The following is a 20,574-nucleotide window of genomic DNA, read 5'->3' on the forward strand; positions in this document are numbered from 1 at the left end:
CGGTGCTGTGGTCTTATGCGGTATTAGCAGTCATTTCTAACTGTTATCCCCCTGTATGAGGCAGGTTACCCACGCGTTACTCACCCGTCCGCCACTCAGCCACAAAAGTCTTCATCCGAAGAATCAAACTTAAGCGCTTCGTTCGACTTGCATGTGTTAAGCACGCCGCCAGCGTTCATCCTGAGCCAGGATCAAACTCTCGTAAAAAATATTTTCCCTCACACCTCAGCGTGAGTTAAAATCAAGTTTAATTCCGTTCAGGAAAACTACTAGCTTTCCTATCCCGTTATTACTGTTTTAGGTCGACATTAAATGTCTTGTTCTGAATTTTCTCTTAAAGAATCTTCAGGGTTGTTGTCTATTGTTCAGTTATCAAAGTTCTTTGTGTTTACTGCTCTCACGAGTCAGCTTTGATATAATACCATGTTTTCCCATATCTTGTCAACAACTTTTTTAAGATTTTTTAATTTTCTTTTTACCAGTTATTAACATTGGTATATATCAAAACGGAGAAAGAGGGATTTGAACCCTCGCGCCGCTATTAACGACCTACTCCCTTTCCAGGGGAGCCCCTTCAGCCTCTTGGGTATTTCTCCATACCGTTTCAAGCGCGAACAAATGATATTATAGTTGTGTCTTCTGGTTTTGTCAACAGTTTTCTTCCATTTTTTTACTTTACAGGAAAGCAATTTCCTGTAAAGTAAAAAAACGGTACATAGTAGCATCCCCGCATCTACATACCGCTTTTCAGCTTCATAATGTATTATTCTCATATATGCCATCCAAGAGCATATAATAAAACATTTTTTACAATCCACTGTATCATCACAATTCCCAGTACAACGTAAAAATATATCCTTCTCAATTTAAAGCGCTTTATATTTGGTCGGACTATCTTTTCACATGTCATGCCAATCCAAAACACGATCGACATTACCACGCCAGGTAAAACAGCCGGATGACACCTCAGGCTTCGCAACAGTTCCACATGCACTAACGCCTGCACCGCCCGTGTACCTCCGCATCCCGGACAGTAATATCCCGTCATTCGATACATATAGCATTCCGAGGCACTATACAGTTCGATATGGAAATATCGCATATACACTATCACCAGCGCCACTAACATATATAGCGACGTCAAGATCCTGTAACACACCCACTCTATTCTTTCACCCACATATTCCAACAACATCTGTCACCTCATACATTAAGGAGCAGACTCAGTCCCATCAGAATCCCAATCACAGAAAATGCCAGTGATATACCCGATGTTATCACGCCAGTTAACGCCATCCCATTGCCCGGTTTCTTCTTTAACGACAATATACCAAACACCAGTCCCAATATTGCCATAACCAACGTAAAATAAGGCACACAACACATCATAAGAAGTGCACAGATCCCACACACCATGGAAGCCACTGCCATTCCATCTTCTCCACCATCTTTTGCATTATAATTCATCCCCTGCCGGAAATTCTGTTCCTGCCGGAAACTCTGGTTCTGTTGGTAATTAAAATTCTGCTGATAGTTCTGATTCATCTGCTCATTGGGATCTCGCAGATTATTCTGGTATTCCAGCCGATTCATCTGTCTAAGATCTTCTCCACAATGGCAGCAAAAATCTGCATTGTCTACATTTTCAAATCCGCATCGTCTACACTTCATCTTTTCGTTCCTGCTTTTTATCCTATTCCATCTACTTTACACTATTGCAGGTCTTGCCCATCCAGATCGATCATCGTCACTTTTTTTGTCTCCGGATCCACACTTACTGTACAATAATTATAAGTATCTTCATCATACCAGCTATATGTATGAGAATATTCTCCTTCATATACATCGGATGCTTCTCCCCATTTAGCTTCCACATCGCTGATATCCATTCCAACCTGAATATTTCCAGGGAAGATTACTGTAAGACTACCATCTTCAACATCATACTCATCTACATATATCCCTGATACTTTACATTCTTTTATCGTCTTAGCCGAATCTGTTTTATTGGACACTATAAACATCAGCGAATTAGCATTGGAATCCCGGAAATATACCAACTCATAATCATCTTTATTAATCACGTAGTCTTCTGATTTGTCATCCGTATCCAATGTAAGTCCGGTTTCTTCCAGCTTACTGACTTCACACGGAAATGTCACAACCGCATCATTAATCTGTACTGTATAACTCTTCCAGCTATCACCAAGGTCTTCATTGGCTGTAACCGGCTCTTTTGTAGTTTCTTTATCATCTGTCTCTGTTACATCATCTCTCGAATCTGTTGTATCTGCATCTTCGTCCAGCATGTTTTCAACCGTCTGAACCGTCGTGGAATCACTGATATATCCTGTTGCAAAAAGCCCGACACTTGCAATCAACCCACCAACAGCACCAACAATCATAAAAATCTTTGCTTTCTTAGCTGCTGCTTTAGCACCTTCATAATCACCTGCATTCTGCAGAGAGTTAATCTTACTTGCATATACGATACTTACAATACCCAGTGGCAGGCAGCAACACAATGTCACAAGAATCGAGAAGATAATATATGGCGTTCCACTAATCTGTTTCTCCGGCTGCCCATTATTAAACTGACTATATCCATTACCAGACTTTCCACCATAATTAAAACTGCTATTAGGGTTACTGTCATTTTGTCCATAGCTGTATCCGCCATTTGGATCACTGCTGCTCTGTCCATAACTGTATCCGCCATTTGGATCACTGCTACTCTGTCCATAACTGTAATCGTTATTCGGCTCATCATGATTTTCCATCTCTGGTGTCTGGTTTTCAGGAGTCTCTTCCTTTACTTCAGCACCACAAAGCGGACAGTATTTCATCCCTTTTTCTACCTCATTACCACAAAAACTACACTTCATACTTTTCTCTCCTTCCTTATAGCACCTTTGTCGGAGCCAGTACCGTAAATGGATATACACCTATATTCCTCACAATGCCATATATTAACATCATAATTAATACTGTCATTGGAATCCATAACGGTATATTCACACTCAGTTTCTCTCTGCCGCAAATCAACCATTGTATCCAGCATATCAAATAATACAAAATCAACCACGGAAGAATCAGTACTAATAATGGATTATATCTGAATGCCTGATAAAACTGCATATGCAGGATAGCATAACATGCCCTTCCCGCACCGCATCCCGGACAATAATAGCCAGTCAACGTATAAATCGGGCACACCAGACCTAATCCGTCCTTAGGATTATGATAATATAAAAACAGGGTACCCGCAAGCAATATTACAAAAACACCTGCACTAATTATAATGCGAATTTCTTTCTTCATAATTCCAGACGAATCATAGATTTTTTCTTTCATCATACTCAGCATTTTATCACCTATTTTTTCATTATATAACAAAAGGAGTCTTGCATTAGCAAAACTCCTGAAAGCGGAGAGGGTGGGATTCGAACCCACGCGCCCTTGCGGACAAACGGTTTTCAAGACCGCCTCGTTATGACCACTTCGATACCTCTCCATGTATTCTACTGTCGCACTCGCTTGGTGCTCTAATATATTAGCATTTAGAATACTGAATGTCAATACATTTTTTGATTTTTTTATTTTTTTGCGTAAATTTCAAAAAATCCCTTATATCGCTTCTGTGTTTTCCGCGTCTTCCGACTCATCTGAATCTTCCTGCGCTTCAAATCTGGTGCGTAGAGCTTCAAACGCACGAATCCATCCCATATACTGTTTGCGCTCTTTCTTATCAAATCCGTCCGTCACTTCCAGGAATGAATAGATGCTGCTCCCCACTAATGGTTTGCCTAAAAATTCGTCTACCGAATGAAATTTGGACAGGAATGTAATACCATCCAGAATCACAACACCTTTAATGATACCATCACTATCTGATGCTACCATAACAATATTACCATTAAAAAATTTACCTTTTTTCTGACCAATGCCCACATTGCCCAATTTATGAATTTCCCGTACAGTAGCACGATAATTCTTCACCTGATAGTATCCACCTAATGCCTGCAGGATAAAAAGAATCAATATAACGAATAAAAGTTTGGATATCATAGGTAACTGACTAAACATGCACACTTCCTCCTATAGCCGGGAAGGAGCCCCATCAGCCTTACGTATCGCTGAAAGGACTCCCAGGTCATCTACCTTTTCCCGGTATTATTATGGTATTGTAGGTATTTAATATCTTTTAATATTATGGACTACAGTACGTGTCTTCCGTACATTGCATCCTGTTCTTTTCTCAGCTTGTAAATCAGAGTTGTCTTGTCCAGATCGATCATATCATATGTGATCAGAGTACCCTTCTTAACATCCTGTTTCATAACTGCATTCTTAGTAACAAGACCGAATGGCACATATCCCTTAGCGTTAGACTCTTCTGCTGTAGCAATTGATCCGTGTGTTGTGTATCCACCGATACCATCGATAGTCTGTCCAGCCTTCAGATCGATCTTAGCTCTTGTAATACACTCAGATACCAGACCATCTTTAGCTACACATGTTGCATCGCCTTCGATTACTGCTCTTGCAACTGACAGAGGTGTCTCAAGGTTGCAGAGGTGATATGGACGATACAGTGTCCACAGTGGTCCAGGTCCCATGCTATGATATCCAAGCTGGTATGCGATCTCTGCATTTGGTGTAGATACTGTTACGAATACTCCCGGAGCAATTCCATTAACGTATTCTACTACGCCGTGTTTGTTCAGGATACCACCATCTTCTTTCAGTTTGAAGATCTCGTTCAGCTCTTTGATACCTTCTGTTCCAGGAGCTGTCTTTGGACCATGTCCTCCGATAACATCCGGGATCAGTCCTGTATAGTTAGACATAGCAGTCATCTCTACCATTGTCTTTGTACCATCTTTGAATGCACAAAGCATCTTAGGACTCATTTTACGACGAGTAGCCTCTTCAAGAACTGTATCAGGGTTACAATCGTAGTCGATCTTGTTATTCTTTCCTTTACCCATAACTTCTACGTTCAGGCCCATTGCTTTAGCGAAGCTATACAGATGCATAACTGCACCCGGCTCATCTCCATCAGATCCTGTGTAGATAACGCCTTCTTCTTCTGCAAGTTTCTTCAGGTATGGTCCAATAACAACATCTGTCTCAACATTCAGCATTACAACATGCTTTTTATTTCTCATAGCATCAGTAGCTACTTTAGCTCCAACATCCGGTACACCAGTTGCATCAATCACACATTCAACAAGGTTAGCCTGAGATACGAAATTAGCATCCTCACAAGCAACATATTTACCAGCTTCCATAGCTGCATTAGCTTCCTCTAATGTCTTAGCTTCTACGATTTCTTCGTCCGGAACTTCAGCATATTTAAACGCGTGTACAGCATTCTCGATCTTGATATCAGATACGATTGCCGGTGTAATACCTTTCATAAGAACCATCTGGGTAACCATTCCACGACCCATCTGTCCCGCTCCTACGATACCTACGCGAATAACTTTGCCTTCTTCTTCTCTTTTAAGAAGTTTTTTGTCCATGTTAAGCATAACTCATCTCTCCTTACTTATGTTATGAATTTAATTGATTAGTATATCGAAATCTCTGTTCCGGCCTGCAGATCCTCCACAGTTACTTTCTCAGAGCCTTTCAGCATAATGCATCCCGGAAGTGCGGCTTCTTCGCCGCCGCCAAAGTTGACAGTGCAGTGTCCCAGTTCTCTCAGTGTATATGGAGCTTCCACACCAACTGCAGTGATCTTGAACTCCTTATCACCGATCTTCATGGTATCACCAGGTGCCGGTTCTTTATAAACTGCAGAAATTGTATGTAACACAGAAATCTCTGCCAGTTCTTCCGGCGCATTCTCGTTAAAGAGAATGAAAAAACTGTTATCTGAGTCATTTAAAAACTCAAGTGCTTCTGCACCATGTCCTACGATTGTTACCTGAAATTTCATTTAAATGTCTCCTTCTTTTCAAGCTGAATGATATTTCGTTCAGAATTAGAACATTCCGATACTGAATACGAATGCAAGCAGTACAGATAAAGGTCCTGTGATCATACGCTCAAACAGTACAGCCGGAACACCAAGCTCAATTGTCTCTGGCTCTGCTTCTCCAAGTGAAAGTCCAACCGGTACGAAGTCTCCACCAACCTGTGCATCGATTGCGAATAATGCGCAAAGTGCATACTTAGCAGGAATAGCACCTGTTGCGAACTGCGCTCCAAGCAGAGTACCAACAACCTGTGCAATAACAGCTCCAGGTCCCAGAATCGGTGACAGGAACGGCAATCCACAAATAAAGGAAATAACGAGCATTCCCGGAAGTGTTCCACACAGCGGAGCGATTGTGTTGGCGATAATATCACCAAGTCCACTAGCGCTGATAATACCAAGCAATGTAGCTGTAAATGCCATGAATGGAAGGATATTCTTGATAACCATGTCGATTGTCTCACGACCTGCTGCAAAGAATTTATTTACAACATTACCAACGCCCTTACCAATGCGAACTACGATACCCTGTTTCTGACCAGCCTGAGCTGCTGCAACATCTGCTTTAGCCTGCTCTTTTGTCTTAGCTTCAGTCTTAGCTGCCTGCTTCTCCGCCGCTGCCTCAACCTCTGAGCCATCAGCCAGGAACAGATCTGACTCTGTAACACCAGATACATAGATCTCAGGCTGAATATACTGTGCAAGAGGTCCTGACTGTCCAACCGGTGTAAGGTTAACAGTAAAGATACCCTTCTTAGGATACACACCACAACGTGCTGTTCCGCCACAGTCAACAACTGCTACCATAACTTCATCATCCGGGCATCCTGTCTTGAATCCATCGACAACTTCTGCTCCAGTCATATCTGCAATCTTCTGTGCTACCGGTGTAATTCCTCCACCTGTAACATTTAAGATTTTGTGGCATTTTTCTGTAGGGGTAATAGTCAGAGGACCGCCCCATCCGCCTGATCCAGCTTTAATAGTAATAGATTTATACATGATTCTACCTCCTCCAACTAATTAAGCACTCTTCTTTGCCATTGACGCGTACAATTTCTCACACAAGATACCACGGATCAGGATAACTACCAGACCACAAAGGAAATATCTTACTGCAAGACCAGCAGTTGCATAACCAGCCTCAGCAACACCTGCTGAAATACCTGTCCATACAAAAAGCTCACCAGCGTTTGCATGTGGGAAAAGTCCTGTAATAGGATGTACAAAACTTACTGCTGCATCATAAAATGCCGGTTTGTACTTCTCCTCCAGGAAACGTCCGAATGTATAACATGCCGGATTTGCCAGGAAGAATACTGCCATTAAAGGAAGTAATGTGTACCGAAGAATCATATACTTCGTAATTTTCTGAGCGAAATTCTCAACTTTCTCTGTACCTACAAGTTTGATGATAGCATTTACCGCTGTCATCAAGCACACTACAAGCGGAATGATGCCGGTAACCCAGCCCATAAATGTTTCTCCACCTGCCTGAAATAGACCAATAAATCCACTTGCTACATTAGAAATAGCTTCCATAGTCTCTCCTCCATTTACTCATTTATAGTATCCTACTTTATATATAATGATCACAGCTTGTCCGGCTTCGTTCACATGTCTGGGCCCTTGACTGCAAAAATCACCCGGCTTTCGCTATTCATTTATATATCTAAAATAATATTATCAAAGCAACTTCTCTGCTGCATCAATATTCGTAATTAACATATTGATGAATCCACCCTTAATCGCTCCTCTGATAGCTTCAGCTCTGTTCTCGCCTCCCGCTATGCCAATTCTGTTTCTGACTTTTTTCATCATCTCTAACGGCATACCTGCTACACGATCATTAAATGCACGAAACTTCTCAGTAGCTCCATCTTCATCAAAGAAATGCAATGCGATATCTCCTGCCATTCCGTCTCGGGCAAACTTTTCCAGGTTCTCACCTGTAATATACCCTGCCCGAACCAGTGTTGATTCCACTCGTTGTGGAATGCCGATTCCCATGATCAACGTATCTAACTTCTGAAAATCATCAAATATGTAACTTATCGACTTCTCTTTCAGAAAATACTCCATTGCTTTCTGCTCTGAAAAAACTGCCGGCGACAGAAACTGTGTATAAGTCCCTCCAAACTTTCTGGAGAACTCCTGTGCAATACGATTACTCTGCACATCCACCTTATCAATCGTGCTCTGTCCAATACCTCCGACAATCGGTACAAACATCAGCTTCTTATCTTTTTCGAACGCCCGGTTCGTCTTCACGATATTGTGAAGCGTATGTCCCATGGTTACTCCGATCCAGTCCCCATCTTTGAAGAACTGTGAAAGATAAAGAGCTGCCCGCTCATACATACGCGATACCGACTCCGTCTTAGTATCCAACGCACTGCTTTCTACGACGATAACCTCTTTCAGACCATATTTGCGTTCCAATGCCTTTTCCAGCTTGTTGTAGGAAAACTGTACAGGATTAATCACCTCTACACGGACAATCCCACTTTCTTTTCCTTTTTGAAGCATACGCGACACTGTAGCTCTGGAAATTCCCAGATAATCACTGACTTCCTGCTGACGCATATCATCTTCGTAATACAAGCTACAAACTTTATATATCAGCCGCCAATCATCTACAATTTTCTTCATCCAGATCTTCTCGCTTTCTTCTCCTAAATCTTAGTATATATTTACCTTAACTTCAATAGATTTGGGTTGAATATTTGTAAAAGTTTACTATTTCTCACAACCCTATTTTTACATTTGTTCAATGCTTTTGTAACAATTGATAATTATCTAACAAAGATAACACCTCTCATCTACATGCCCCAATGTTTACAATTCATTTCCCCTCAGTATAACTTCCGCAACAAACAGATCCTCCATCGTTGTTATCTTTAGATTTTCATAGGATCCTTCTACCATTTTTACTTTACAGTCACCATATTTTTCCACCAGCATCGAATCATCCGTTACTCCGTCCATTCTTCCAAGCCGAGCTTTTTCATGTGCCTGTCTGATAATTGAATAACGAAAAACCTGCGGCGTCTGGACCGCCCACATACGGGATCTTTTTGGCGTTTTTGTAACAAATTGTTCTTTATCAACAATCTTCACTGTATCCTTAGAAGGCATTCCAACCACACATGCACCAGTCTCTCTGGCTCCATCCAGAGCTCTCTCCAAAATATCTCTGGTGATGAACGGGCGGATACCGTCATGGATATATACATAATCCGTTTCTCCACAGGCCAGCAGACCGGCATACACGGAATCATACCGCTCCTTCCCGCCAACAACTACTTTTTCTACTTTTCGAAATCCATATTTTTCTACTATCTTTTTCTGACAATAGTCCACACAATCCTCGCTGGTTACCAGAATAACATTGTTAATGAATGATGCTTTCTCAAAACATTGCAGCGCATAATACACAATAGGCTTTCCTGCTATGCTCAAAAATTGCTTCTTCACTTTGCTTTTCATACGTTGTCCCTGCCCTGCCGCAAGTACGATCGCAGTACATCTGTCCTTCATGTCCTATCGTTCCCCCAACTTCAGATTCGGTACTGCGTTCAGATCCCATCCATGACGGGTTCCCTTCAGGTACTCATAGTATGCTGCCACGCCGATCATCGCCGCATTGTCCGTACAGAATATCGGAGACGGATAATAAAAATCAATATCGTTCTTTTCGCAGGCCTCTTTCATAGCACTGCGAAGTGCACTGTTCGATGCCACTCCGCCGGCGATTGCAAACTTACGAAGTCCGTATTCTTTCACTGCCTGCATAGAGTTAGCCACCAGTACATCTGTAACAGCTTTCTGGAATGAAGCAGCAACATCCGCCTGATTCCAGGTCTCGCCTTTCATCTTACATCCATTCAGATAATTGAGCACCGCCGACTTCACACCACTGAAACTGAAATCGTATGGCGTATCTCCCATGTGCGCTCTTGGAAATTCAATTGCATCAGGATTGCCTTCTTTTGACACTTTATCAATCTTCGGACCACCCGGATATCCAAGTCCGATAGCCCGGGCCACTTTGTCAAATGCCTCACCTGCCGCATCATCTCTTGTGCGTCCCAGAATCTCAAATTCTCCATAATCTTTCACACACACCAGATGTGTATGTCCACCGGACACCACCAGGCAGAGAAACGGCGGTTCCAATTCTTTGTGTTCAATAAAATTTGCAGCAATATGTCCTTCAATATGGTGTACACCGATCAAAGGTTTCCTAGCCGCATAAGCGATTGCTTTTGCCTCAGCCACTCCGACCAGAAGCGCTCCCACAAGTCCTGGTCCATAAGTTACACCAATGGCGTCAATGTCATCCAATGTAACCTTCGCCTCATCAAGTGCTGCTTCAATCACCTGATTAATCTTTTCAATATGCTTTCTGGATGCGATCTCCGGCACCACGCCACCATACAGCGTATGCAGTGCAATCTGCGAAGAAATCACATTAGACAATACTTCTCTGCCATTTTTCACAACAGCCGCAGCTGTTTCATCGCAGGAACTTTCGATTGCCAGAATCAGCAAATCTTTTTTTTCTTCCATATTATGCCTCCTCAAATACAAGCTCAACGGACTGTCCATCTCTTGATGCCACTGTATTTCCAAAAATATCCCGTGCATCCTTCAGGTACTCCTCCGGTCGATTCAATGACGGACTGTAATGAGTCAGCCACATTTCTTTTACCTCTGCCGCCTTCGCAAGTTCAGCCGCCTCATAAAATGTCATATGCTTATATTCTTTTGCTTTCTTTAACTTATCCTTCTCTCCATACATGCCTTCACAGATAAATAAATCGGCATGCTTTGCATTCTCCAGAATCGACTCGGTCGGTCTGGTATCCGTTGCATAAGTGATCTTGAGACCTTTTCTGGCCGGTCCAAGTACCATATCCGGAGTCAAGATTCTCCCATCCTCTTCCACGGTCTCACCACGCTGCAGAATTCCCCAGTATTTCCTTGGAATCTCTGCCACCTCTGCCCGGCTGACATCAAACTTGCCTGCACGGTCAATCTCCATCGTATATCCATAACACAATACGTTGTGATTTACACGAAACGCCTTCAGGCGGTAACCATTCATCTCAAACGTCTCTTCCGGACCTTTGATTTCCTTATATATAATCTGAAATGGCAGTTCCGGCGCAATGACGCGCAGGGCGCCTACAACCCGCTCCAGACCTTTCGGTCCAATCAGGGTAAGTGGTTCCTTCCGATCTGCATTGCCCATAGTAAGCAATAGTCCCGGAAGCCCGCTGATATGATCTCCATGATAATGCGTAAAGCAGATCACATCGATCGGCTTAAAGCTCCATCCTTTTTCTTTGATGGCAATCTGCGTACCCTCGCCACAGTCGATCAGCAGACTGCTGCCATTATAACGCACCATCAAAGAAGTGAGCCATCTGTAAGGAAGCGGCATCATACCGCCGGTTCCCAGCAAACATACATCTAACATTCTATCCTCTACTTTCCGGTGGAAGTAAAAATGCAGCAACCATCTCATCATAGCAATCTTCACACAGATCAAATCTGTCTACCCGGTTGTCCTTTCTGGAAAAATAGCCCCAGCGTTTTTCTACAGACAGCACGTCTTCGCTGAGCAATCCATTCACAGCTGTAATTTCCCTTCCACATTTATTACAGATAATTTTTTTAATTTCTTTCGTTTCTTTCATCCCATATTTGCGCATACGATTCCTCCTGTTGTTATAAACTGTATATCGTCTTACGCCTACATTATAACCATCGTCCAGACGTTATCCTAGTGGGAACTCTTTCCTTTATTACCACCTGTCACAACAGTTCCAGACTCATAAGAATCGCATTTTCTGTCGGATTTGTATAATAATTTTTCCGCACGCCATCCAGGACAAACCCCTTTTTCTTATAAAAAGCTTTTGCTGATTCGTTGCTTTCCCGAACATCTAGCAGTAATTTATTTACACCATTGTCCGCACAGATAAACGCCAGTTCTTTCAACAAACGAGAGGCTACACCGTTTCTGCGAAAGTCCGATTCTACCGCAATACGGGCAATCTCTCCATCTTCCAATACATAATAAACAATCAGATAGCCAACCAGTACACCATCCTCCAGTGCTGACAGCAGCAGCGTCTGCGACTGTTCCATGCTTTCTCTGATTGCACTCTCACTCCATGGATCTGAAAATATCTCTTTTTCAAGCCTTGCCACATCCGCAAGATCTTCTTCCCGCATTCTACGGATACAAAACATATTATCTTGCCTCCTGTTTCGCACGTTCTCTTTCCGCGCGCTCACGTTCTGCCTGTGATACACGGAGATAATCCGGCTGATGTTCCACCGCCGTCTCCGTCTTGCCTTCTTCATAATAGCGGATCGCCAGGCTTCCTACCGAAGCTGCTCTCTGACGATTCATAGATGCAGGTGCAAAATGAAGATCAGACTCTGGCATAATCTCTGTCACGAGTCTTTTCCTGAATACCGGCACTCCATCTCCCAGGAAAACAACTGGTCTGCTATACTGTTTCAGCTTCTCACCCAGTTCTTCAATACTGACCGCCATCTGATCTTCCAGCACACGTAATTCATTACCGTCAAATTCATAAATTCCAGTATATACCTGACCGCGTCTTGCATCCATGATCGGACACACGATCTTATCTGTTCCCCAGAGATTATACGCAAGTCCTTCCAGCGTCGGGATATGGATCAATGGCTTTTTCAATGCAAGTCCCAAACCCTTCGCCGTCGCAGATCCAATTCGGAGTCCGGTAAATGATCCCGGTCCTCCCGCTACTGCAATGGCATCTACTGTATTCAGATCCAGTTCTGTCATGTGCGCAATCTCATCCAACATAGGCAGTAACGTCTGGGAATGTGTCTTCTTATAATTAACCGTATATTCTGCGATGGTACTTGTCTCTTCTCCATCCTTTTCTACAACAGCTACACTCGCCACAAGTCCTGAGCTGTCCAATGCTAATATTCGCATATTTCTATCCTCCGATAATCAAATCCTTTATCCAGATCTTTCTCAATCCGTATCTCTGTATAATGTTCCGGAAGAATCTCTTCAATCAGGTTCGCCCACTCGATCAGGGACACTCCCTGTCCATATACATAATCCTCGTATCCAATCTCATCCATCTCTTCCACATCACCGATCCGGTATACATCAAAATGGTAAAACGGAAGTCTGCCATCCTCATACACCTGTACAATTGTAAATGTCGGGCTGCTCACCGGCTCTTCAATCCCAAGACCTGCTGCCAGTCCCTGCGTGAACACCGTCTTGCCGACACCAAGGTCTCCCACCAGCGTATACACCTGACCAGGCTCCGCAGCCTGTCCCAGGCGAAATCCCAGATCACGAGTATCCTTCTCGCAATTTGATTCTATCAATTCTCTCTTCATATTAATAAACCATCCATTTTCTATTTCGAGTATACACACACTATAGCATATCTTTCTTTTTTTTTCTATATATGACGCTGCTTTACCAGAACAGCCCCAGTTTCTTCACAACTTTAAGACCGATCTTATAATAAAACGGAAGAAGCTTGCCATCTGCCTCTTTCAGCTTCTGGCGGATTGCCAGATGTTGCGGGCAGTGGCTCTCACATTTGCCACACTCCACACAGGCACTGACAGGTCGGAAGTCTTTTTGAAGACAGACTGTCTGAAGATACTCATGACGTCCCGCGCCTTTCTTTTCTGTATACATGTGATTATAACAACGAAAAGCTGCCGGAATGTCAATTCCTTTCGGGCATGGCATACAATATCCGCATCCGGTGCATCCTACTTTCAGGGTGTCCTGTATGTCTTTTTTTACCGCCTCGATCAATGAGAAATCTTCTTCTGTAAATTCGCCAGTCTGTACTTCCGATGCTATACGAACATTTTCACGGATCATTTCTTCTGAATTCATCCCTGAAAGCACACAGGTCACCTCCGGTTGTTCCCACAGCCAGCGGAATGCCAGTTCTGCCGGAGTACGTTTCTTTGGATCTTCTGCAATTCGCTTTTTTGCTTTTTCCGGTAACAGATCCACCAGTTTTCCACCGCGTAAAGGTTCCATGATAATTACCGGAATCCCACGTTTTGCCGCTTCCTGAAGCCCTGTCCTTCCTGCCTGCGTGTGTTCATCCATATAGTTATACTGAATCTGGCAGAAATCCCAGTCATAAGCATCCAGAATCTGGATAAACATCTCCGTATTACCATGAAAAGAAAATCCGATATTGCGAATTTTGCCCTCTTTCTTTTTCTGTGTGATCCAAGCTTCAATACCAAGCTTCTTCAGTTTCTCCCATGCCGCAACATCTGTCAGCATATGCATCAGATAATAATCAATGTAATCTGTTTGAAGACGTGTGAGCTGTTCATTAAAATATTTTTCAATTGCTGCACCTGACTTGATATAATACTGCGGCAATTTGGTTGCAAGCCTAATTTCTTCCCGGCAGTGATTGCGATGTAGTATCTCGCCAACTGCCACCTCACTTCCCGGATAGATATATGCTGTATCCAGATAATTCACACCACTTTTAATGGCAAGCATCAATTCCCTTTCCGCTTTATCGAGATCTATGCTGTTACCATTTTTTGTAAATCTCATACAACCATATCCCAGCAAAGAAATTGGTTCTCCATATCGATCTTTTCTATATTGCATATCATTCTCCTTTGATTACAAAATCTTAAAATTAACTAGCACACCTGTGGTCAGCTGTAACAATTATTATACGTGAATCCATTTTTCATGTAAAGAGACTTGCATTCTTGGATATAGTGTGCTATCCTTACAACATAAATGGAATAGTAATTCTTCGGGGTCGGGTGTAATTCCCAACCGGCGGTATAGTCCGCGACCTGTTGTATCCTACACAGTGCAGCAGCTGATCTGGTGAGATTCCAGAACCGACAGTAAAGTCTGGATGAGAGAAGGATTGTGCAGTATCATTTGAATGATAGTTGACCCCGGCATATAATGTCGGGTTTTTTTATTTGCATTCTCTACGCACATTTCGAGAAGAGTTCTTCCTTTTATAATCCACATCAAAAGGAGAGAAAGAAAATGGATAACACATTAACTAACGAACGCACACACACATCTTCTAAGACAAGGATTCTCGCACAGATTGGAATGCTCGGAGCCATCTCTGTTGTACTGATGCTTTTCGAGATCCCACTGCCATTTGCACCGGCCTTTTACGAGATTGACTTTAGTGAAGTACCGGTACTGGTAGGATGTTTTGCTATGGGTCCAGTTGCAGGTGCTGCGATCGAACTGATCAAAATTCTTCTGAACTTTGCAATCAACGGCACGATTACCGCAGGTGTTGGTGAACTTGCCAACTTCCTTCTCGGATGTTCTTTCGTTGTACCGGCAGGAATCATTTACCGCAAAATGCATACCAGAAAGGGTGCCATCATCGGTATGGCAACAGGTACTGTATTGATGACAATCTTTGGATGTTTCCTGAATGCATTTGTATTGCTTCCAGCTTACGGCAAAGCTTTCGGTATGCCAATGGAGGCACTTGTAGGAATGGGAACTGCAGTCAATGCTCATATTACCAGCCTGTTTACCTTTGTGGCATTTGCAGTCGCACCATTTAATATCTTAAAAGGAATCATCGATTCCCTGATCGTATTCCTGATTTACAAGAAGATCCGTCCGGTATTTCGGATGCAGTAACCATCCCAAAGTATCATAACTCATTATATAGAAAGAGGTTTGAACGCTGTAAACACAGTCATTCAAACCTCTTTTTTATACATTCTTACTTATACGTTCTTCATGGTAAGTGCGATTCGTTTCTTCTTCAGATCCACACTCAGAACCTTCACATCCACGACATCGCCAACACTAACTGCTTCCAGTGGATGCTTAATGAACTTATTGGTAATCTCAGAAATGTGCACCAGTCCGTCCTGATGTACACCGATATCTACAAACACACCAAAATCAATAACATTTCTTACTGTTCCTTTGAGAACCATACCTTCTTTCAGATCTTTCATATCCAACACATCCGTGCGGAGGATTGGTTTCGGCATCTCATCACGTGGATCTCTGCCCGGTTTCTCCAGTTCAGCCACGATATCACGCAGAGTAATCTCTCCTACGCCCAATTCCTGTGCCGTCTTCTTATAATCGCGAATCGTAAGTGACAATCCCGCAAGCTTACCGCCTGTGATATCGGATATCTGGAATCCCTGTTTTTCCAACAGCTTCTTAGCAGCTTCGTAAGACTCCGGATGTACACTTGTCTCATCCAACGGATTAGCACCCTCGTGAATTCGCATAAATCCGGCGCACTGCTCATATGCTTTTGGTCCGAGTTTCGCTACTTTTAAGAGTTCTTTTCTGCTCTTGAATCTTCCATTTTCTTCCCGATACGCCACGATATTCTTGGCAATTGTTCCGGAGATACCGGAAATGTACGAGAGCAGCGGTGCAGAGGCAGTGTTAAGATCTACGCCGACTTTATTTACACAATCTTCTACAACACCATGCAATGCCTCGCCAAGCTTCTTCTGATTCATGTCATGCTGATACTGTCCGACACCGATGGATTTCGGATCAATCTTAACCAATTCTGCCAGCGGATCCTGCAGTCGTCTTGCAATAGAAGCTGCACTTCTCTGTCCCACATCAAATTTAGGAAATTCTTCTGTTGCAATCTTGCTGGCAGAATATACAGATGCACCAGCTTCATTTACAATTACGTACTGCACTTTCTCTGGAATTTCCTTCAGAAGCTCCACAATAATCTGTTCCGACTCTCTGGATGCAGTTCCATTACCCAGTGAGATCAAAGAAATATTATACTTTGGGATAATCTTCTTCAGCAGATCTTTGGATGCTTTAATCTTCTGTGGAGTAGTTGGTGCCGTCGGATAAATAACCGTAGTGCCAATAACTTTCCCGGTTGGATCTACCACCGCAAGCTTGCAACCGGTACGAAATGCCGGATCCCACCCCAGTACTGTGCGGCCAACGATCGGCGGCTGCATCAGAAGCTGTTCCAGGTTCTTGCCAAACACCTGGATTGCACCATCTTCTGCCTTCTCTGTCAGTTCATTCCGGATCTCGCGTTCGATAGCCGGTGCGATCAGTCTCTGATATCCATCCTCAATTGCTGCTTCAATAGCTGCTGTGATTTCAGTATGATCTCCATGTAACATCTTTTTCTTCAGGTAACGCAGAATATCTTCTTCCGGTGCTTCGATCTTCACCGTCAGATATTTTTCCTTCTCGCCTCTGTTAAGTGCCAGAATACGGTGTCCCGCGATCTTAACCACTGCTTCTTCAAATTCATAATACATCTCATAGACAGATTCCGCTTCTGCATCCTTTGCCTGCGATACTACTTTGCCTTTTTTCACAGTCATATTGCGGATCCAGCTGCGGTAAGCCGCATCATCCGAAATCTGCTCCGCAATAATGTCCTTTGCTCCGGCCACCGCATCCTGAACAGTCTTTACTTCCTTCTCCGGATTAATATAAGCTGATGCCAATTTATCCAACGGCTCTTTGGACTGCTGAAGCAGCATCAGCATAGCCAGCGGCTCCAGTCCTTTCTCTTTCGCAATCATTGCTCTGGTACGACGCTTCGGACGATACGGACGATACAGATCATCCACTGCCACCTGCGTCTGTGCCTCAAGGATCCTGTCTCGCAACTCCTCTGTAAGTTTCCCCTGTTCTTCAATGCTTGCCAATACCTGTTCTTTTTTCTCTTCCAGGTTGCGCAGGTAGGTCAGTCGCTCTGCCAGCTTACGAAGCTGTTCATCGTCCAATGTACCATGCGCTTCCTTTCTATATCGTGCAATAAACGGAATCGTATTCCCCTCGTCAATCAGCTTCACAGCCGCATCTACCTGCCACCGCTTGACACCAAGTTCTTCCGTTATCTTCTGATTAATATCCATATATACACCCTTTCTGCAACATCTTAATGTGCACTTATGTATGTGCTCTGCATGCCTTATAGTATACCTTTTCCATTCTGTGATTACAATGTGTTTTTCCATCTTAACTACCCGAAATTCAGACAATGACAGTTCCATACAAACACCCCGTGATACAGAAAATGCCGGCACCTTAAAGATACCGGCACTTTCCGTTAATAGGAATTAATCATTCAGTTTCTACTTATTATAATTGCAGCTAATTAGCATACAGTTCTGACATCTGTGTATTCATAGCAATCAAAGCTGTCTGCTACGTTCTTACATGTTAATTTTCCATCGTATGTATTGATAGCTGAGTAAATTACTTCGTTATCTTTACATGCCTGCTCCAGTCCCTTGCCTGCGATCTGCAGTCCGTAAGACAGTGTAGCGTTTGTCAGAGCGATTGTAGATGTTCTCGGAACTGCTCCTGGCATATTGCCTACACAGTAATGAACAACACCGTCTTCGATAAAGATCGGATCATCATGGTATGTAACCTTAGTTGTCTCACCACATCCACCCTGGTCTACAGCAACGTCTACGAATACTGCGCCTGGTTTCATCTCTTTGAGATATTTCTTCTTGAACAGCTTCGGAGCAGATTTTCCTGGGATCAGAACACATCCGATTACAAGGTCAGCTTCTTTCACTGCTTTTTCAATGTTAGCATCGTTAGATACGAGTGTCTGGATACGTGCTCCAAAGATATCATCAAGATAAGCAAGTCTCTGAAGGTTGATATCCATAATGGTTACGTTAGCGCCCATTCCTACAGCGATCTTACATGCGTTAGTTCCTACAGATCCACCACCGAGGATTACGATGTTAGCCTTCGGTGTTCCCGGAACGCCTGCAAGGAGAACTCCTTCTCCACCGAATCTCTTCTCAAGATATTTAGCACCTTCCTGAATACTCAGACGTCCTGCGATCTGGCTCATTGGTGCAAGAAGAGGAATGCTTCCGTTTCTTTCAATCAGTGTCTCGTATGCAACACCTTTTACTTTGGAATTAAGCAGAGCATCTGTCTGCGGCTTATCTGCTGCAAGGTGAAGATATGTATAAAGGATAAGTCCTTCGTGGAATAATGGATATTCTTCCGGAAGCGGCTCTTTTACTTTGATCATCATTTCAACAGTGTCCCATACTTCTTTAGCAGTATCGATCATCTTAGCTCCAGCTGCCTCATACTCAGCATCTAAGAATCCTGATCCTTCTCCGGCTCCTTTTTCGATATAGACATCATGTCCTGCATTCACATAACTCTTTACGTTGTCAGGAGTCATACCTACTCGAAACTCGTTGTTTTTAATCTCTTTTACGCATCCTACTTTCATTTTAAAATCCTCCTAAAAATTTTAATCCGTTTGTTTTTTGAGTGAATATTATTTTTCATTTTTCTTTTTTGTTGAATAATATTCTTCTCTTCCGTCTGACCCAATACTAACACAGACTGTTTTAGATTACAATAAAAGTTATTTTTTTCACCAGTAAGTTTATTTTTTCACTTAATATTATGCTTTTTCTTCTATAGAAATGTCTTTCACATCTTGCGCGAATTTCTTTTTCATGTTTAAATCTAACTATTAATATAATCTCCCGGAGGATAAGACTATGGAAAATATGCAGGATTTACTTCACTCAGCACACCTGACCAAAACACAAAAGATTATTTCTGAATACATTCTGGACAATGCATCCGATGCCTGTTTTATGACATCTACCGAAATTGCTCTGAAACTTGGTGTCAGCGAATCTTCTGTCATACGTTTCAGTCGCACGATTGGTTTTTCCGGATTTATAGACTTTCAGAAAGCACTGCGAAAAGACTACCAGGATAAAGTTCTCAGTATCTCCAGCAGTATCACGACTCCTTCCCAGAGAATTGCCAAGCAGGCAAAACTGGATACTTCTGCCGAATATATTAACCGTCATTTTAAAAATGCCGCCCATAATTTGGAAGAAATTTTTATTCATAATCCTATTCAGAACTTTGAAAAGGCTGCTGATATAATTGTTTCCTGTAAACATAAATATATCGCAGCCACACGGGGAAACATCTGCCTGGCTGATTACTTTATCTTATATTTAAAACAGATGGTGCCACACGTAACAATGACCACCACTACCACTATGAGTCCGATCGATCATATGTGCAATATTTCCCATACCGATTGTCTGATTCTTTTCAGTTTTCCAAGGTATTCCTTGCAAGATAAGGTTACTGCCGAAATGGCTTATAACGCCAAAGCTGAGATTATCCTTATCACAGACAAACCAAGCTCTGAACTTGCCAAGTATGCTACCGTGCTTCTGACTGTTCCTGTAGACAGCAATACATTTTTCAATTCCATGATTGCCCCACAGTTTGTATCTGAAGCTTTACTGGAAACAATCAGTCACAAAGCAAAAGGAATTGAAAAACGTCTCGTTACTATTGACAAATATCTTAGTAAACTTGGCAACTATTAGCTCTGCGGTCATGTCCAAAAAATATCATCCACGTGAAAGAAATAACTTTTATTGCACATTTATTTCTCATGTGCTAGGATGAACTCAAGCAAAAAATATAATTTTTCATCATGTGTATTTCACGAAGAATATTTTTCACT

At 42.6% G+C, this 20,574-nt stretch carries 22 protein-coding genes, 2 tRNA genes, 1 rRNA gene and 1 riboswitch; of the genes, 2 read left to right on the plus strand and 23 right to left on the minus strand.

Annotated features, from left to right (window positions below):
- From OCV65_RS12565 to OCV65_RS12660, 21 genes are all read right to left on the minus strand, one after another.
- Positions 1–207 (minus strand): 16S ribosomal RNA (locus tag OCV65_RS12565); the annotation flags it as partial.
- Between the two features lie 300 nt (positions 208–507).
- Positions 508–596 (minus strand) — tRNA-Ser (locus OCV65_RS12570).
- A 173-nt stretch (positions 597–769) separates the two neighbouring features.
- Positions 770–1,195 (minus strand): DUF2752 domain-containing protein, encoded by a 426-nt coding sequence (locus OCV65_RS13540; protein WP_416810582.1) that lies wholly within the window; start codon positions 1,193–1,195, stop codon positions 770–772.
- An 8-nt stretch (positions 1,196–1,203) separates the two neighbouring features.
- Positions 1,204–1,671, minus strand: coding sequence for a DUF4190 domain-containing protein (locus OCV65_RS12575; protein ID WP_118384575.1), 468 nt, complete (start codon positions 1,669–1,671; stop codon positions 1,204–1,206).
- Positions 1,672–1,712: 41 nt separating this feature from the next.
- Positions 1,713–2,885 carry a CD225/dispanin family protein gene (locus OCV65_RS12580; RefSeq protein ID WP_262582335.1) on the minus strand — a complete coding sequence of 391 codons (1,173 nt, stop codon included), beginning with the start codon at positions 2,883–2,885 and terminating at the stop codon, positions 1,713–1,715.
- Positions 2,886–2,901: 16 nt separating this feature from the next.
- Positions 2,902–3,357 (minus strand): DUF2752 domain-containing protein, encoded by a 456-nt coding sequence (locus tag OCV65_RS12585; protein WP_262582337.1) that lies wholly within the window; start codon positions 3,355–3,357, stop codon positions 2,902–2,904.
- A 71-nt stretch (positions 3,358–3,428) separates the two neighbouring features.
- A tRNA-Ser gene (locus tag OCV65_RS12590) sits at positions 3,429–3,514 on the minus strand.
- Positions 3,515–3,627: 113 nt separating this feature from the next.
- Positions 3,628–4,086: a transcriptional regulator GutM gene (locus tag OCV65_RS12595; RefSeq protein ID WP_118452241.1), complete on the minus strand. Its 459-nt coding sequence runs from the start codon at positions 4,084–4,086 to the stop codon at positions 3,628–3,630.
- A 131-nt stretch (positions 4,087–4,217) separates the two neighbouring features.
- Positions 4,218–5,537 carry an NAD(P)H-dependent oxidoreductase gene (locus OCV65_RS12600; RefSeq protein ID WP_118452240.1) on the minus strand — a complete coding sequence of 440 codons (1,320 nt, stop codon included), beginning with the start codon at positions 5,535–5,537 and terminating at the stop codon, positions 4,218–4,220.
- A gap of 38 nt (positions 5,538–5,575) precedes the next feature.
- Positions 5,576–5,947, minus strand: a complete 372-nt coding sequence (locus OCV65_RS12605; RefSeq protein WP_262582339.1) for a PTS glucitol/sorbitol transporter subunit IIA — start codon at positions 5,945–5,947, stop codon at positions 5,576–5,578.
- A 45-nt stretch (positions 5,948–5,992) separates the two neighbouring features.
- A complete protein-coding gene (srlE, locus tag OCV65_RS12610; RefSeq protein WP_262582340.1) occupies positions 5,993–6,988 on the minus strand; it encodes a PTS glucitol/sorbitol transporter subunit IIB in 996 nt (331 codons plus the stop codon).
- A gap of 21 nt (positions 6,989–7,009) precedes the next feature.
- Complete coding sequence (gene srlA / locus OCV65_RS12615) at positions 7,010–7,528, minus strand: PTS glucitol/sorbitol transporter subunit IIC (protein WP_118382615.1); 519 nt, start codon at positions 7,526–7,528, stop codon at positions 7,010–7,012.
- 144 nt (positions 7,529–7,672) lie between these two features.
- Positions 7,673–8,638, minus strand: a complete 966-nt coding sequence (locus OCV65_RS12620; RefSeq protein ID WP_118382614.1) for a sugar-binding transcriptional regulator — start codon at positions 8,636–8,638, stop codon at positions 7,673–7,675.
- Positions 8,639–8,824: 186 nt separating this feature from the next.
- Positions 8,825–9,526, minus strand: a complete 702-nt coding sequence (gene ispD / locus OCV65_RS12625; RefSeq protein WP_262582341.1) for a 2-C-methyl-D-erythritol 4-phosphate cytidylyltransferase — start codon at positions 9,524–9,526, stop codon at positions 8,825–8,827.
- A gap of 3 nt (positions 9,527–9,529) precedes the next feature.
- Positions 9,530–10,558 carry a tRNA (adenosine(37)-N6)-threonylcarbamoyltransferase complex transferase subunit TsaD gene (gene tsaD, locus OCV65_RS12630; RefSeq protein ID WP_262582344.1) on the minus strand — a complete coding sequence of 343 codons (1,029 nt, stop codon included), beginning with the start codon at positions 10,556–10,558 and terminating at the stop codon, positions 9,530–9,532.
- A 1-nt stretch (position 10,559) separates the two neighbouring features.
- Complete coding sequence (locus OCV65_RS12635; RefSeq protein WP_262582345.1) at positions 10,560–11,471, minus strand: ribonuclease Z; 912 nt, start codon at positions 11,469–11,471, stop codon at positions 10,560–10,562.
- A 1-nt stretch (position 11,472) separates the two neighbouring features.
- Positions 11,473–11,706, minus strand: a complete 234-nt coding sequence (locus OCV65_RS12640; protein ID WP_118382611.1) for a hypothetical protein — start codon at positions 11,704–11,706, stop codon at positions 11,473–11,475.
- Positions 11,707–11,809: 103 nt separating this feature from the next.
- Entirely contained in the window at positions 11,810–12,250 is a 441-nt protein-coding gene (rimI, locus tag OCV65_RS12645; RefSeq protein WP_262582346.1) for a ribosomal protein S18-alanine N-acetyltransferase, read from the minus strand.
- 1 nt (position 12,251) lies between these two features.
- The gene (gene tsaB / locus OCV65_RS12650) at positions 12,252–12,989 is read right to left on the minus strand and encodes a tRNA (adenosine(37)-N6)-threonylcarbamoyltransferase complex dimerization subunit type 1 TsaB (protein WP_118452234.1); all 738 of its coding nucleotides are present in this window, start codon (positions 12,987–12,989) and stop codon (positions 12,252–12,254) included.
- Positions 12,977–13,411: a tRNA (adenosine(37)-N6)-threonylcarbamoyltransferase complex ATPase subunit type 1 TsaE gene (tsaE, locus tag OCV65_RS12655; protein ID WP_118382608.1), complete on the minus strand. Its 435-nt coding sequence runs from the start codon at positions 13,409–13,411 to the stop codon at positions 12,977–12,979. Before tsaE ends, tsaB begins: the two co-directional genes overlap by 13 nt.
- A gap of 82 nt (positions 13,412–13,493) precedes the next feature.
- The gene (locus OCV65_RS12660) at positions 13,494–14,675 is read right to left on the minus strand and encodes an aldo/keto reductase (RefSeq protein WP_262582347.1); all 1,182 of its coding nucleotides are present in this window, start codon (positions 14,673–14,675) and stop codon (positions 13,494–13,496) included.
- A 146-nt stretch (positions 14,676–14,821) separates the two neighbouring features.
- Positions 14,822–14,953: riboswitch (FMN riboswitch) on the plus strand.
- A 124-nt stretch (positions 14,954–15,077) separates the two neighbouring features.
- On the opposite strand from OCV65_RS12660, the gene OCV65_RS12665 reads away from it, so the two are divergent.
- Positions 15,078–15,701 carry an ECF transporter S component gene (locus OCV65_RS12665; protein ID WP_118382606.1) on the plus strand — a complete coding sequence of 208 codons (624 nt, stop codon included), beginning with the start codon at positions 15,078–15,080 and terminating at the stop codon, positions 15,699–15,701.
- Between the two features lie 89 nt (positions 15,702–15,790).
- Here OCV65_RS12665 and OCV65_RS12670 read toward each other — a convergent pair whose 3' ends face one another.
- Together OCV65_RS12670 and ald are read right to left on the minus strand one after the other, a co-directional pair.
- Complete coding sequence (locus OCV65_RS12670; RefSeq protein WP_262582348.1) at positions 15,791–17,941, minus strand: Tex family protein; 2,151 nt, start codon at positions 17,939–17,941, stop codon at positions 15,791–15,793.
- 242 nt (positions 17,942–18,183) lie between these two features.
- The gene (gene ald / locus OCV65_RS12675) at positions 18,184–19,299 is read right to left on the minus strand and encodes an alanine dehydrogenase (protein WP_118382605.1); all 1,116 of its coding nucleotides are present in this window, start codon (positions 19,297–19,299) and stop codon (positions 18,184–18,186) included.
- A gap of 277 nt (positions 19,300–19,576) precedes the next feature.
- Between ald and OCV65_RS12680 the strand changes: the two genes are divergently transcribed.
- Complete coding sequence (locus tag OCV65_RS12680; protein ID WP_262582350.1) at positions 19,577–20,434, plus strand: MurR/RpiR family transcriptional regulator; 858 nt, start codon at positions 19,577–19,579, stop codon at positions 20,432–20,434.
- Positions 20,435–20,574: the final 140 nt, after the last annotated feature.

The organism is Dorea ammoniilytica, from assembly GCF_025567415.1.
GTDB lineage: Bacteria > Bacillota > Clostridia > Lachnospirales > Lachnospiraceae > Claveliimonas > Claveliimonas ammoniilytica.